The organism is Streptomyces sp. NPDC101776, assembly GCF_044766845.1.
In the GTDB taxonomy this organism is placed as follows: domain Bacteria; phylum Actinomycetota; class Actinomycetes; order Streptomycetales; family Streptomycetaceae; genus Streptomyces.
In genome coordinates, this window is sequence record NZ_JBIWMV010000001.1 from 1,114,293 (window position 1) to 1,127,310 (window position 13,018).

Consider the following 13,018-nt stretch of genomic DNA (forward strand, 5'->3'; position numbering starts at 1 on the left):
ACTGTCCGCAAGGCCTCCTAGATTGTCATCATCGGACAGGACGAAGCGGAGGGGAACGTTCATGACGAACATCCAAGGCATCGAGGTACTGACCCGCTCGCACGACTACCTGCGCGAGGTCGTCGTCGCCGTGCCCGACAGCGCCTGGGCGGCGCCGACGCCGTGCAGCGAGTGGACGGTCCGCCAGGTCCTCAACCACGCCCGCATCGATCAGCAGGCCTACGGCCTCGTCCTCACCGGCGACCGGCCCGACTCCGACCCCTTCCACCCTGCGGACGCCCTGGCCGGGGACCCGGTCGCCGAACTCGACAAGGTGCTGCGCGCGGTGGCCGACGGCTATGCCCAACTGCCCGCCGACGCCGACCAGGTGCCGACGCCGCTGGGCCCGATGCCCCTCCCGCTCGCGGCGGCGACGGCCGCCATGGACGCGGCCGTGCACGCCTGGGACATCGCGGTGGCGACGGGGCAGAACCGGCCGCTGGGAGCGGAGCTGGCGGAAGGGATCTGGCCGGCCGCGGACCGGCTGGTCGACCAACTCCGGGACGCCTACCGGGTGTTCGCCCCCGCGCTCGATGCGAGGGACGACTACGACAGGGTCGAGGCACTCCTCGCCTTCCTCGGCCGCGACCCGCACTGGACGCCGGCCGCCTCCTGACCCATCCTCATTCGGTCACGACGGCCCGGCTGCGCGATCGATAGCCCGCGATCTTCGCGAGGTTGCCGCAGCGGTCCATCGAGCACCAACGGCGGCGGCGGGCCTGCGAGTCGTCGAGGAACAGCAGTGAACACTCCGGGTTCTCGCACTCCTTGACCCGCTCCAGCAGTGAACTGCCCACCAGCAGCACGCCGTCCCGGGCCACCGTCGCCAGCGCCGCGCGCGCCGGATGTGCCGACTTCCAGCGCCGCTCGCCCAGTTGGGGCGCGAGATCCGGGCGCGCGGCGGCCTCGTTGACCCGCTCGACATCGGCCGCCGCCGGTTCCCGCCCGGCCATCGCGTCCCGTACGACGCGGTAGAGCGCCTCGCGCAGAGTGCGCGCGTCGGTCAGCTCCCGGGCCGTGACCCGCACCGGCTCGGTGGCCGCCGACAACTCCGCCTCCGTGATCCACGCGGCCAGGGCCGTCGGATCAGGAAGCCGCTCCAGGGGGGTGCCGTGCCGTTTGCCGAGCGTCGCCACGAAGTTCAGGCACGGGCGTCCGCCGATGAACGGAAAGACGGGCGGTTGGGTCATGACAGCCAGCTTACCTCTCGTACACCGGTTCATGCGGTGTACAAGGGGGCGTCGGCCGGCCTTGACACCGGTTCGTCGGGTGTCGCATGGTGACACCAGTTCAACAGGTGTCGGCCGGATTCGCCGGTCAGGACAGGGAGCGGGTGCGGTATGCGTGCGGTACGGATCGACGAGTTCGGCGGGCCCGAGGTGCTGGTACCGGTCGAGGTGCCCGACCCGGTCGCGGGTCCCGGGCAGGTCCTGGTGCGGGTCGCCGCGGCGGGCGTGAACCGCGCGGACGCCCTGGTCAGGTCAGGGAACTACCACCGGGCGGGAAAGCCGCCGCTGATCCCGGGCGTGGAAGGCGCCGGTACCGTCGCCGCGCTGGGGGAGGGTGTCACCGGATTCACGGTCGGGCAGCGGGTGGTGGCCCTCGACGGCGTGAACTCACCCGGTTTCTATGCCGAGTTGGCGGCCGTGCCGGCCACGCAGGTCGCCGTCCTGCCCGACGGGGTGGATCTGACGCACGCGGCGGGGCTGCCCGTCGCCTGGCTGTCGGCCTGGTACTGCCTGCGACGCCTCGCCCATGTCACCAAGGACGACACGGTGCTCGTGAAGGCCGCCGCGAGCGGGGTCGGCAGCGCGGCCGTGCAGATCGCGGCCGAGACCGGCGCCCGTGTCATCGCTCTCGCCGGGTCACCCGAAAAGGCCGCCTGGGCCGGGGAGTTCGGCGCCCACGCCACCCTCGACACCTCGGCACACCCCGATGACGCCGAGGTAGACGAGGTGCTGCGGCTCACCGACGGACGGGGCGCGGACGTCGTCCTCGACACCGTCGGCGGCCGGGCCTTCGGGCGCAGCCTGCGCGAGATCGGGCACGGCGGCCGGGTCGTCGCCCTCGCCAATGTCGCCCTGGAGCCGAGCACCGTCGACACCCGCGACTTCTACCCGAAGAACGCGTCGATCCTCGGCTTCCAGCTCACCAACCTCCAGATCCACGGCGGCTACGACCCCCGCGCGGACCTGCGTGAACTCGCCGAGCGGGTCGCCGCCGGCACGTACCGTGTGCCGATCGAGACCGTCGTACCCCTCGCGGAGGCGCGCGCCGCGCACGAGCGGCTGGAGCGCCGGGACAACCGGGGCAAGATCGTGATCGCGGTGCCGGGGGACTGACGTCAGACGTACAACTTGTTGAGGAACGCGGTCAGATGGCCCACCGTCCGGTCGATCTGCTGCTCCACGGTGAGGCTCTCCTCGATGCGGATGCCCGACTCGGGGATCTTCCGGCCGCGCACATAGAGCGAGCAGGCGAGATCGGTGCACATGTACAGGCCGACCGAGTTGCCCTCCCGCCCTGCCGGCCCCGCCTTGCGCGCGGTCATCAGGGAGACTCCGCCGCCCGGGTGGGTCGTCACGCACAGGGAACACATGCTCCGGTGCAGGAAGCCGCGCCGTGCGGACGGGAACCTCAGCGTCACCCCGATCGGCCCGTCCGCCCGCTCCGCGACCAGATAACTGCGGTCGGGCGCCCCGGGATCGCGCCAGCCCAGGAAGTCGAGGTCGTCCCAGGGGCGGGCGTCGAGATCGCGAGGGATCGCCAGCCGTTTCGCCTCGCCCTTCGAGCAGTTGACAAATGAGTCGCGGATGTCGTGCTCGGTGAGTGATCTCATGGGAGGGGCTCCTGGGGTGAGGTCCGTTTCCGAAACCTAGGGGGTCTAGGTTTCGGCTCAGGGTAGTGAGGCGAGCGGTGGGGGAGCCAATGGATTTCGAGGACGTCGAGGGAGCTGAGGGCGTCGAGGGAGTTGAGGGCGTCGGCGGCCTCGGGCCAAGACAGGTGCGGGCGTTGCGACATGTGGCGGAGTGCTCGTCCGGCCCGGCCGTCGATCCGGGCCTGCGCATCACGCTGAACTTCCACCCCGACCGTACGGCGACCGGTCGCCCGATACTCGACGCGCTGGCCCAAGACGGCGCTTACCACTCGCAGTTCGTCACCGGTACCAGCAACGGAGGCCTCACCGCGCGTCAAGGCGGCGACCGTTGGCGCTGGGAGAGCCGTATCTTCGCGGGCGCCTACGACGAGGCGCCCGCGCCCGAGCGACCGGTGTACGGTGCGCTGAACTTCAGACGCCAACTCGTCGGCGCCGCACCGAGGTTCGGCTCCTCGCACTTCCGGCTGACCGGTGCGGCCCTCGCCCGCGCGACCTTCTGCTACCCCGACAGCGCGGCCGAACCGACCGACTTCGGTGTCGCCTCCGGCATGGCCCTGATCGCACTCGCCGAGGCCGGCGAACAGGACGCCCTGAACGACTACATCGAGACCCAGGTGCACGGAGGCGTCGTCCTCGCCGGGGACACCGAGGCCCTCGTCCTGGACGCGAGCTACCGCGGCACCCCCGTCGAGACCGCCGCCCGCCGCCTGCCCTGCCCCGTCGAATGGCACCCCGGATACCGCCTCACCGTGGGCGAGTTGAGGTGGCACGCGGACTATCGGGGGCAGGAGTACGCCGACCTGGGCGCCCGTATCGCCGAGCGCGGTGTCGTCGACCCGCATGTCATCGGCGACGCGGCACGCACCGGCCGCTACGCACTCCAGGACCTGAAGATGGTGTGGCACACCCTCGCGCGCTTCGGGGCGCCGGAGGGGGCGGGGGCGGCCTGCGCCGAGTCGACGACCGGGGCGGGCGCCGACGGCCACACCTCCGGCGTCGGCACCCCAAGTGCATAGGCGCGGAAGGCCGGTTCAGTACCGACACAGGACAGCGCGACCGGTGACGCAGCCGCCCGGTCGAACGCCATCAGGGTGCGGTTGTGTCACGCCGTACAGCACCATCAGGCTGCTCAGTGACACTTGCCGCTGCCGCTGCCGCTGCCGCTGCCGCTGCCGCTGCCGCTGCCGCTGCCGCTGCCGCTGCCGCTGAGGCAGGGCGTGTAGTGGACGGTCGGGGTGGGCGCGGGGCGGGATGTTGGAGGTCGTACGTGTGCTGTGTGCTGTGTGCTCGTGAGCATGGCGCCCAGGAGGCCGGCGACCAGGAGTTGCGACACCACCGTCCAGGGGGCACGGGACACCGCGGCGAGCCCGACCAGGGCGAGCGCGACGTAGAGGAACTGCTGTGTCCAGGCGATGCTCGCGAGGTTCGCCTCGTCGATCCTGTCCTGGTCCCCCTGCGCCGCCCAGACCGTCATCCCGTCGCCGAAGACCTTCCAGACGATCACGGGGATCTCGCAGAAGAACAGGAAGACGGCTGCGCCGATGTCCGACGGGCGCGAGGTCCTGTTCGACCACGGCCATCTGCTGCGCCGATCCGGCCGTTCGGGCAGTAAGTGCGTCATGGGCCCACCCTGTCGGGCCGGTCGGGGGCACGCATGAGTACGCGCACTCAGTTCGACCGCTCTGCAGTGCGGGCTCAGCTGTCACCGACTTCCCGCGCCACGCGCTCCAGCCGGCGCCGGTAGTTCTCCCACCAAGCGCGATCGCCTTCGTGCATGTTCTCGTTGCCCTTCAAACACCCGACGCTCCCGTCGATGAGCTCGCGCACGATGTCGGCGTGGCCGGTGTGCCGCTGGGTATCGGTGATCACGCGCACCACGATGTGGTGCAGCGTCACTTCCCGGCGTTCCTCCGGCCACCACGGGACGTGACCGATCGCGTCGAGCGGCAGCGTCGCGATCGTGCTGTCGGAGTGCTCCCACGCCTGGTGGTACAGCTCGATGATCTCTTCGCGCGACTGGTCTGCCGTGGCCCACATGTCCGAGTTGGGTTCCGACTCCTCCGTGTACCACCAGGACGGCACATCGTCCTTGAAGAAGGGCCGCCCGAACGTGTCACCGAGGTACCCCAGCTCTACGCTGGCAATGTGTTTGACCAACCCCAGCAGGTTCGTGCCCGTGGGGGTCAGCGGGCGGCGGACGTCGTATTCCGAGAGCCCGTCGAGCTTCCACAACAGCGCGTCGCGCCCGTCCTGCAGGTAACGGAGAAGGTCCGCCTTCGGATTCGGTTCGATCATGCCGGGCAGTCTTGCAGTCAGCACTGACAATCGGGTTCCACGGCTGGGGCGACAACCCGACGTGTACGCTGCCGGCCGGCCGAGAGGGAGAGGTGGGCGCACGGTGACGGAATCCTGGGAGCGAGCCCGGCAGGTACTCGGTGCGGCGGGCATCCCGCCCGGCGACCTCGCTCAGCTCCGCCCGATGGGCGGCGGCACCTACAACACCGTCGAGGAACTCACCCTCACCGACGGCAGCCGCTACGTCCTCAAGACCGCGCCCACCGCCCCCGGCCTGTCCCACGAGCGCCAACTGCTCGTCTCCGAGGCCGACTTCTACGGCGCCGCCGCCAAGGCCGGGGTCGCGGCGCCGCGTGTCGTGGTCCTCGACGGCGACACCCTCCTGATGACGCTCTGCCCGGGCGAACCCTGGGACGACTCCCTCACGGACGCCGAAGTCACCGCCCTGCGAACGGAGTTGGGCCGACAGCTCGCCCGTCTGCACGAGATCACCGGCCCCGGCTTCGGCTACCCCTCCGGCGCCCTCGGCCCTCTCGCCCCCGACTGGCGCACCGCGTTCACCACGCTCTACGACGCGGTCCTCGACGACAGCCGCCGATACGAGGCCTGGCTGCCGCTCCCCGCCGACGACATCGCCCGCACGGCACGCTCCGCCCACGACGCCCTGGACGAGGTCACCGTCCCCAGCGCCGTCCACTTCGACCTGTGGCAGGGCAACATCCTGGTCGACCGCACGAGCGGCACACCCCGGATCGGCGGTCTCATCGACGGCGAGCGCATGTTCTGGGGCGACCCCCTCGCCGACTTCGTCTCCCTCGCGCTGCTCGGGGACATCAGGACGGACGAGCCGTTCCTCGCGGGGTACCGGGAGGCCGGAGGCCGGGTCGAGTTCGACCGGTCGGCCCGCCTCCGCTACGCGCTCTACCGCAGCTACCTCTACCTGATCATGCTCACCGAGGCGGTCCCCCGGGAGTTCGGCGAGGAAGAGAACCGCTGGCGGCGGGAACGGGTCGCCCCCGAGCTGCTCGCCGCCCTCGGAGAGATCGACGAGACGGCTTCCACCACGTAGGGTGCATCCCACCGCCCCTTAGTTCAGGGCGTGAATTAAGAGGGTGCAGGGTTCGGAGGGAGCCACATGGCGGGGCGGAACGGGCGCACGGTACGCGACCTGAGGCGGGCCAACCGCACGGCCGTGCTGCAACGGCTGTACTTCGACGGACCCCTCAGCCGCTTCGAACTGGGCCCGGTGACCGGACTCAGCTCCGGCTCGGTGAGCAACGTCGTCGCGGACCTCGTCACCGACGGCCTGGTCGAGGAGGCCGGCAGCGTCGACTCCGACGGCGGCCGTCCCCGCACCCTGCTCCAAGTCGCCCCGCACAGCGGCCACATGATCGGCGTCGACGTCGGCGAGACCCGGGTCCGCGTCGAGCTGTTCGACCTCACCCTCACCGAACTCGCCCGCGCCGAACGCCCGTTGGAGCAGCAGCGCTACGAGGTCGAGGTCATCGTCGGCCACATCCGCGACGGCATAGCCGAAGTCCTCGCCGCCGCCGACATCGCACCCGGACAACTTCTCGGCGTCGGCATCGGCGTCCCCGGCATAGTCGAGCACACCCCCGAGCGCGGCGCCGTCGTGCACGGCCAGACGATCGGCTGGGACGCGGTCCCGCTGGAGGAGTTGCTCCGCTCCACCTCCCAACTCCCCGACGCCGTCCCGTACTTCATCGACAACGGCGCCAAGACCCTGGGCCAGGCGGAGATGTGGTTCGGCGGCGGGCGCGGCGCGCGCAACGCGATCGTCGTCCTTTTCGGCTCCGGCGTCGGCGCCTGTCTGGTGACCCCCGAGGTGGAGCACGGCAGGGCCGTCGAGTGGGGGCATCTGACCGTACGGGTCCGTGGCCGCCGGTGCCGCTGCGGCGCCCTGGGCTGTCTGGAGGCGTACGCGGGTGCCGAGTCGCTGCTGGACCGCTGGCGCGAGCAGGGCGGCCGTCCGCCCGAGGGCACCGACGAGGAGACCGCGATGACCGCGCTGCTGGTCGCCGCCTATCCGCCCGCGGGCACCGAGGCCGACCCCGTGGCGCTCGCCGTCCTGGAGGAGACCGCCGAATACCTCGGCGCAGGACTGTCCGACCTGATCAACCTCTTCCAGCCCGAGCGCATCCTCATCGGCGGCTGGGCCGGACTCCAGCTCGGCTCCCGCTTCCTGCCGGCCGTACGCCACCACGCCACCGCCTACGCGCTGCGCCACCCCGCCGGACGCGTGACCATCGAGCTGGGCCTCCTCGGCCCCGACGCGGTCACCGTCGGCGCCGCGATCCTTCCGCTCGCCGACTTCTTCGCCCGCGGCGGCCGGCGTGCCGAACCCGAGCCCGAGGGCCCACCACCCGCCTGGCGCACGGCACTTGAGGAGCGCGCCCCGCACTGAGGCGACGGGGCACTGAGAGATGCTCACAGGCTGCCTCGGTGAGGCTGTGCCCATGAGGCTGTGTTCGGCTCTAACCGGCGAACGCGTCCACGCCGGTTAGTTCGGCGGACAGCTTCCACAGACGTGCCGCCTGCTCCGGGTCGGTCGCCCAGGACTTGACGCCCACGCGCTCGCCGTCGGCGGGAGCCGGCTCGGCGATGTCGCAGTCCTCCAGGTAGACGCCGCCCATGCCGTCCAGTTGGGGCGAGGTCGCCGCCCACACCTCGGTGGCCGCGCCCTGCCGAGGGGTCTTGAAGCCCTCCGGGTTGAGCGGGTTGCCCTCCTCGTTGATCCAGCCGCGCTCGACCATCTCCGCCTTGGGGAGATGGCGCTGCAGCGGGGTGATGATGCCGCCGGGGTGGAGCGCGAAGGCCCGTACACCACGGTCGGCGGCGAGCCGGTCGAGGTGGACCGTGAACAGGACGTTCGCGGTCTTCGCCTGGCCGTACGCCTCCCACTTGTCGTAGCCGTGGCTCCACTGGACGTCGTCCCAGCGCATCCCGGAGAAATGGTGGGCGCGCGAGGACACCGAGACCACGCGCGCGCCGCCCGGCTCGATGGCGGGCCAGAGCCGGTTGACGAGGGCGAAGTGACCGAGGTGGTTGGTGGCGAACTGCGCCTCCCAGCCGGGCCCGACCCGGGTCTCGGGGCAGGCCATGATCCCGGCGTTGTCGATCATGAAGTCGATGCCCCGGCCGGAGCCGAGGAACCGCTCGGCGAAGCCGCGCACGCTCTCCAGGTCGCCGAGGTCCAGCTCGTCCACCTCGACGCCGGGCAGCCCGGCCACGGCCTCGCGGGCGGCGTCGGCCCGGCGGGCGGGGACGACCACCCGGGCACCCGCCTTGGTGAGCGCGCGGGTGGCCTCCAGGCCGAGGCCCGAGTAGCCGCCGGTGACGATCGCGAGCTTTCCGCCGAGGTCGAGGCCCGTCAGGACGTCGTCCGCGGTGCTCTTCTCGCCGAACCCCGAACCGATCTTGTGCTGTGCAGTGGTCATGAGGGAAACGCTACGAATTGAAGTGCGCTCGAAGTCAAGCGGAGCGGCCGAGCGGGCCCGGACATGGAGAAGCCCCGACCGCGACGGGGGAATCACGGCCGGGGCGGCCAGGTGGTGGGCGTACCCACACTCCCTTCAACGGGCGACTGTCGACGGGTGTTCCTGGTTAAGCCTCGACACGCGGTGATGTGCATCACGCGCCATTGGTCCACTCCAGTAGCCGGTCCATCGGCCAGGTGGTGACCACCCGTTCGGCGGGCACCCCGCACTCCTCCGCCCGCGCACAGCCGTTGATCTGCCAGTCGAGCTGCCCGGGCGCGTGCGCGTCGGTGTCGATCGAGAACAGCACCCCGGCGTCCACGGCCTTCCGCAGCAGCCGCCTCGGCGGGTCCAGCCGCTCCGGACGGCTGTTGATCTCCACGGCCGTACCCGACTCGGCACACGCGGCGAACACCTCGTCCGCGTCGAACTCCGACTCCGGCCGCGCACCACCCCCGTTCCGTCCGATCAGCAGCCGCCCGGTGCAGTGCCCGAGGATGTCCGCGTGCGGATTCCGTACGGCGGCCACCATGCGGCGGGTCATGGCGCGGGCGTCCATGCGCAGCTTCGAGTGCACGGAGACCACCACCACGTCGAGCCGGTCGAGGAGCTCCGGTTCCTGGTCCAGCGAGCCGTCGTCGAGGATGTCGCACTCGATGCCGGTGAGCAGCCGGAAGGGCGCCCAAGTGCCGTTCAGCGCGGCCACCACGTCCAACTGCTCGCGCAGCCGCTCCGGGGACAGCCCGCGGGCCACGGTCAGCCGGGGCGAGTGGTCGGTCAGCACCGCCCACTCGTGGCCGAGCAGGGCCGCCGTACGGCCCACCTCCTCGATCGGGCTGCCGCCGTCCGACCAGTCGGAGTGGAGGTGGCAGTCGCCGCGCAGCAGGGCCCGGAGCTCTTGGCCGCCGGGGCCGGACGGCGCCGGGGCCTCGGCCTCCAGTTGCTCCAGATAGGCGGGGACCCGCCCGGCGAGGGCCTCTGCGGCCACCTGCGCGGTCTTCGGGCCGATGCCCTTGAGGGACTCCAGCGTCCCGGCCGCCGCGCGTGAGGCGACCTCGCCTTCGGGGAGCGCCGCGAGGACCCTGGCCGCCGTACGGAAGGCGCGTACGCGGTAGGTCGGGGCCAGGGAGCGTTCCAACAGGAAGGCGATCCGGTCCAGTGCCTGCAGGGGATCCATCGAGCCTCCTCCCGCGAGGGGCCCCTGGTCAGGCGCCTTGGACCGCTCGCGACCGCGTGATGCGTTCTAGGCTCTATTGCATGACCGAAATCGCCAGCCCGCACATCTCGACCCCACGGATCATGGTGCTCAAGGTGCAGCCGGGCACCCCGCCGTTCCGCATCGTGGAGATCGACGGGGAGATGGTCTGCGAGGCCACCGGGATCACCGACGTGCTCCAGGTCGCGGCCGTGTGCGGGATCACGGTCCGCGACCTGGACGACCCGGACGTGGTCCGTTGGGTCGGCGGGGACAAGCTCACCTGGTTGCCACACTAGGCACTGGGCGCTGGGCGCTGGGCACCAGGCATGAGGCACTACGGGCTCAGCCGACCGTCCACTTCTGGTTGGCGCCGCCCGAGCAGGTCCAGATCTGGAGTGGTGTGCCGTTGGCGGAGTTGTTGCCGGTCACGTCCAGGCACTTGTTGGCCTGTGGGTTGACGATGTCGTTCGCCGAGCTGACGGCCCACTTCTGCGCGGCGGAGCCGTTGCAGTCGTAGAGCTGGACCTTGGTGCCGTCCGCGGTGCCGCCGGCGTTCACGTCCAGGCACTTGCCGAGCGCGCGGATCGTGCCGTCGGAGCCCACCGTCCACTGCTGGGCGGCGGAGCCGTTGCAGTCGTAGAGCTGTATGGCCGTCCCGTTGGCGGAGCTCGCCCCGTTGACGTCCACGCACTTGCCGGCCAGGCCCTTGATCGCCACGCCGGTGGCCGTGTCGCTCGTGGTCACCGAGACCGAGTCCACCAGCAGTTGGGCCGGGAAGGCCGTGGCGCTGTTCGGGTCGCCCGGCCAGTCGCCGCCGACCGCGAGGTTGAGGATCAGGAAGAACGGCTTGTTGAACGCCCAGGTGTTGCCGCCCACGTCGGCGGGGGTGCGGGTCTGGTAGACGACCCCGTCGACCGACCACTTGATCGAGTTGGGCGCCCAGTCGACGGCGAAGGTGTGGTAGGCGTCGGCGAAGGCCGCGCCGTTCGCCAGCGTGTAGCCGGCGCCGATCCCGTTGGCGCCGGAGTAGCCGGGGCCGTGGATCGTGCCGTGGATCGTGGAGGGTTCGAAGCCGACGTTCTCCATGACGTCGATCTCACCCGAGTTGGGCCAGCCGACCGAGCCGATGTCGGTGCCGAGCATCCAGAACGCGGGCCACATGCCCTGCCCGCGCGGGATCTTCATCCGCGCCTCGACATGCCCGTACTGCGCGCTGAACTTCCCGGAGGTGTTCAGCCGCGCCGAGGTGTACTGACAAGTCCCGTACCAGCACTGGTAGTTGGCCGGGTTCTCCTTCTTGGCCGTGATCACCAGATGGCCCTGGCCGTCCAGGGCCGCGTTGTTGGTGCCGGACGTGTAGTACTCGCGCTCGTGGTTGTTGACGTTGTCGCCGGTCTCCTGTGTCCACCGCGAGGAGTTGACGGCACTGCCGGCGGCCCCGTCGAAGGTGTCGGAGAACGTGACGGCGTCGGCCTGGGCGTCCGACGTGGAAGCCGCCCGCGCCGGACCGATCGCGGCGGACGCGATCAGTGCGGCGGACAGGGCGGCGAAGAGGCATCTGCGGAGTACGCGTGGGGAGGCCACGGCATTCCCTTCTGTACGGCGGACGTGGGGACCGACACGCCGACTGAGGTGGGGGGTGAAAGCGTCGCCTCTTGATTTAAGGAGTGAGATAAGGAGAGCGTCAATACCTTGGTACGGACCAGTAGTTGAACGTTAGGGCCAGTAGCTGATCGTTACGAAGTGGCCTTCGGCGCTTTGGACGCCTTCGCTGCCTTTGGTGTCCTTGCCGCCTTCGCGGCGGGCTTCCGCGCGTGCACCGCCCGGCCGAGCCGGCGCCCCAGCAGGACCCAACCGATCAGCGCGCCCGAGGTGTTGAGGATGACGTCGTCGATGTCGAAGGCCCGCCCGGTGATCAGCGCGCCCTGCGCGAACTCCACCAGGAGCATCACCGTCGCCGTCAGCAGCAGCACCTTCAGGATGCCGCGTGCCCGTGGCGCGAACACGGGCACCAGCACCCCGAACGGGATGCCGAGCACCACGTTCCCGCCGATCTGCTTGATGGCGTCCCGCATGGCCGGCTGGTCGAGATAGGCCTTCAGGGAGCGGCCCGGGTGCAGATTGGTGTGCACGAGCGCCTTGGACGCGGGGGACGGTTCCAGGGTGAGCTTGGCCAGGACGACGGCGAAGCCCACCATGAGGATGAACCCGATCAGCATCGCGAACAGGCGCACGGGGAGGGACATTCGATGGCGTCCGCGATCGGGGCGGGTCGGCTTCGACTCGGCCTCCGACTTCTTGGCGGAGCGCAGGCGCGAGACGGTACGGGCCATGCGGGGGGCCTCCAGTTTTTCCATGGTTCAGCAGCGTCCGGTCAGGCGCTGTACGAGATGGTCACGGTCTTGAAGCCGAGCGAGCCGAGGAGACCCTTGAGCATGTTGGTGGTGTTGGTCTCGGCACGCGTGGTCAGGCCGCTGGTCTTCGCCGCCTCGGCGATGTGCTTGGAGGCGAGCTTCTGCACGGCCTGCTCGCTGTTGGGGTTGTCGGAGAAGATGTCGCCCAGCCGGTCCAGCAGACCGCGCTGCTTGGAGACCGTGTAGGAGTGGTCCGGGTCCAGCGCCGGCTTGCCGAGCGTAGCCTTCGGCAGCTTGATGCTGGCCGTCGTGCGGTCCGCGTTGACCGTCACGTCCTGCTTGCCCAGCTTGCCCAGGTCGACATAGCCCTCCACGGTGCCCGCGCCGACGTACAGCGTGCGGGTGCCGCGGATCGCGTCGGGCAGGAACTTGGCGTCCTTCTCCAGGTCCACCACGACCTGGAAGTTGCCGGAGGCCGCGTCGTAACGGCTCATGTCCTGAATGGACTTGAGCAGAGCCGGACCCGAACGGTCATGGGTCTCGGTGCCGAAGATGTCCCGCAGCCCCGGGAGTACGGCCAACCGGAGCCCGGCGAACAGCACGGCGATGACAACGACGACGGCGGTGAGCACCTTCGCCCAGCCCGGCATACGCCGGTTTATACGGCTGATGGAAGTCGTCATGGGGACGGCCCTCCCTTCCTCGGTATGCGCATGCCCCCCAAATGCCCTGTCAGACCGACCTGTTGGTCGAACGG

At 70.5% G+C, this 13,018-nt stretch carries 15 protein-coding genes; 6 read left to right on the forward strand and 9 right to left on the reverse strand.

Annotated elements, in window-relative coordinates; translation table 11 throughout:
• Positions 1 to 61 precede the first annotated feature (61 nt).
• A complete protein-coding gene (locus ACIRRY_RS04825) occupies positions 62 to 655 on the forward strand; it encodes a TIGR03086 family metal-binding protein (RefSeq protein WP_403967924.1) in 594 nt (197 codons plus the stop codon).
• 7 nt (positions 656 to 662) lie between these two features.
• On the opposite strand, the gene ACIRRY_RS04830 is transcribed toward ACIRRY_RS04825, so the two are convergent.
• Entirely contained in the window at positions 663 to 1,229 is a 567-nt protein-coding gene (locus ACIRRY_RS04830) for a CGNR zinc finger domain-containing protein (RefSeq protein ID WP_403967926.1), read from the reverse strand.
• 150 nt (positions 1,230 to 1,379) lie between these two features.
• Here ACIRRY_RS04830 and ACIRRY_RS04835 point away from each other — a divergent pair, with 150 nt between their 5' ends.
• Entirely contained in the window at positions 1,380 to 2,381 is a 1,002-nt protein-coding gene (locus tag ACIRRY_RS04835; protein WP_403967928.1) for a zinc-binding alcohol dehydrogenase family protein, read from the forward strand.
• A 2-nt stretch (positions 2,382 to 2,383) separates the two neighbouring features.
• Here ACIRRY_RS04835 and ACIRRY_RS04840 read toward each other — a convergent pair whose 3' ends face one another.
• A complete protein-coding gene (locus ACIRRY_RS04840; RefSeq protein ID WP_403967930.1) occupies positions 2,384 to 2,878 on the reverse strand; it encodes an FBP domain-containing protein in 495 nt (164 codons plus the stop codon).
• 89 nt (positions 2,879 to 2,967) lie between these two features.
• Here ACIRRY_RS04840 and ACIRRY_RS04845 point away from each other — a divergent pair, with 89 nt between their 5' ends.
• Complete coding sequence (locus ACIRRY_RS04845) at positions 2,968 to 3,933, forward strand: DUF3626 domain-containing protein (protein ID WP_403967932.1); 966 nt, start codon at positions 2,968 to 2,970, stop codon at positions 3,931 to 3,933.
• A gap of 113 nt (positions 3,934 to 4,046) precedes the next feature.
• On the opposite strand, the gene ACIRRY_RS04850 is transcribed toward ACIRRY_RS04845, so the two are convergent.
• Together ACIRRY_RS04850 and ACIRRY_RS04855 are read right to left on the reverse strand one after the other, a co-directional pair.
• A complete protein-coding gene (locus tag ACIRRY_RS04850; RefSeq protein ID WP_403967934.1) occupies positions 4,047 to 4,538 on the reverse strand; it encodes a DUF6234 family protein in 492 nt (163 codons plus the stop codon).
• 74 nt (positions 4,539 to 4,612) lie between these two features.
• Complete coding sequence (locus ACIRRY_RS04855; RefSeq protein WP_403967936.1) at positions 4,613 to 5,212, reverse strand: DinB family protein; 600 nt, start codon at positions 5,210 to 5,212, stop codon at positions 4,613 to 4,615.
• Positions 5,213 to 5,315: 103 nt separating this feature from the next.
• Between ACIRRY_RS04855 and ACIRRY_RS04860 the strand changes: the two genes are divergently transcribed.
• Together ACIRRY_RS04860 and ACIRRY_RS04865 are read left to right on the forward strand one after the other, a co-directional pair.
• Entirely contained in the window at positions 5,316 to 6,281 is a 966-nt protein-coding gene (locus ACIRRY_RS04860; protein WP_403967938.1) for a phosphotransferase family protein, read from the forward strand.
• A gap of 66 nt (positions 6,282 to 6,347) precedes the next feature.
• Positions 6,348 to 7,637: an ROK family protein gene (locus tag ACIRRY_RS04865; protein WP_403967940.1), complete on the forward strand. Its 1,290-nt coding sequence runs from the start codon at positions 6,348 to 6,350 to the stop codon at positions 7,635 to 7,637.
• 70 nt (positions 7,638 to 7,707) lie between these two features.
• Here ACIRRY_RS04865 and ACIRRY_RS04870 read toward each other — a convergent pair whose 3' ends face one another.
• Positions 7,708 to 8,670 carry an SDR family NAD(P)-dependent oxidoreductase gene (locus ACIRRY_RS04870; RefSeq protein WP_403967942.1) on the reverse strand — a complete coding sequence of 321 codons (963 nt, stop codon included), beginning with the start codon at positions 8,668 to 8,670 and terminating at the stop codon, positions 7,708 to 7,710.
• A gap of 193 nt (positions 8,671 to 8,863) precedes the next feature.
• A complete protein-coding gene (locus ACIRRY_RS04875) occupies positions 8,864 to 9,886 on the reverse strand; it encodes a PHP domain-containing protein (protein WP_403967944.1) in 1,023 nt (340 codons plus the stop codon).
• A gap of 80 nt (positions 9,887 to 9,966) precedes the next feature.
• On the opposite strand from ACIRRY_RS04875, the gene ACIRRY_RS04880 reads away from it, so the two are divergent.
• A complete protein-coding gene (locus tag ACIRRY_RS04880) occupies positions 9,967 to 10,203 on the forward strand; it encodes a hypothetical protein (protein ID WP_403967946.1) in 237 nt (78 codons plus the stop codon).
• Positions 10,204 to 10,249: 46 nt separating this feature from the next.
• On the opposite strand, the gene ACIRRY_RS04885 is transcribed toward ACIRRY_RS04880, so the two are convergent.
• From ACIRRY_RS04885 to ACIRRY_RS04895, 3 genes are all read right to left on the reverse strand, one after another.
• Positions 10,250 to 11,491 (reverse strand): ricin-type beta-trefoil lectin domain protein, encoded by a 1,242-nt coding sequence (locus tag ACIRRY_RS04885; RefSeq protein ID WP_403967948.1) that lies wholly within the window; start codon positions 11,489 to 11,491, stop codon positions 10,250 to 10,252.
• A gap of 152 nt (positions 11,492 to 11,643) precedes the next feature.
• Positions 11,644 to 12,240 (reverse strand): VanZ family protein, encoded by a 597-nt coding sequence (locus ACIRRY_RS04890; RefSeq protein ID WP_403968351.1) that lies wholly within the window; start codon positions 12,238 to 12,240, stop codon positions 11,644 to 11,646.
• A 41-nt stretch (positions 12,241 to 12,281) separates the two neighbouring features.
• Complete coding sequence (locus ACIRRY_RS04895; RefSeq protein WP_403967950.1) at positions 12,282 to 12,944, reverse strand: DUF4230 domain-containing protein; 663 nt, start codon at positions 12,942 to 12,944, stop codon at positions 12,282 to 12,284.
• Positions 12,945 to 13,018 lie beyond the last annotated feature (74 nt).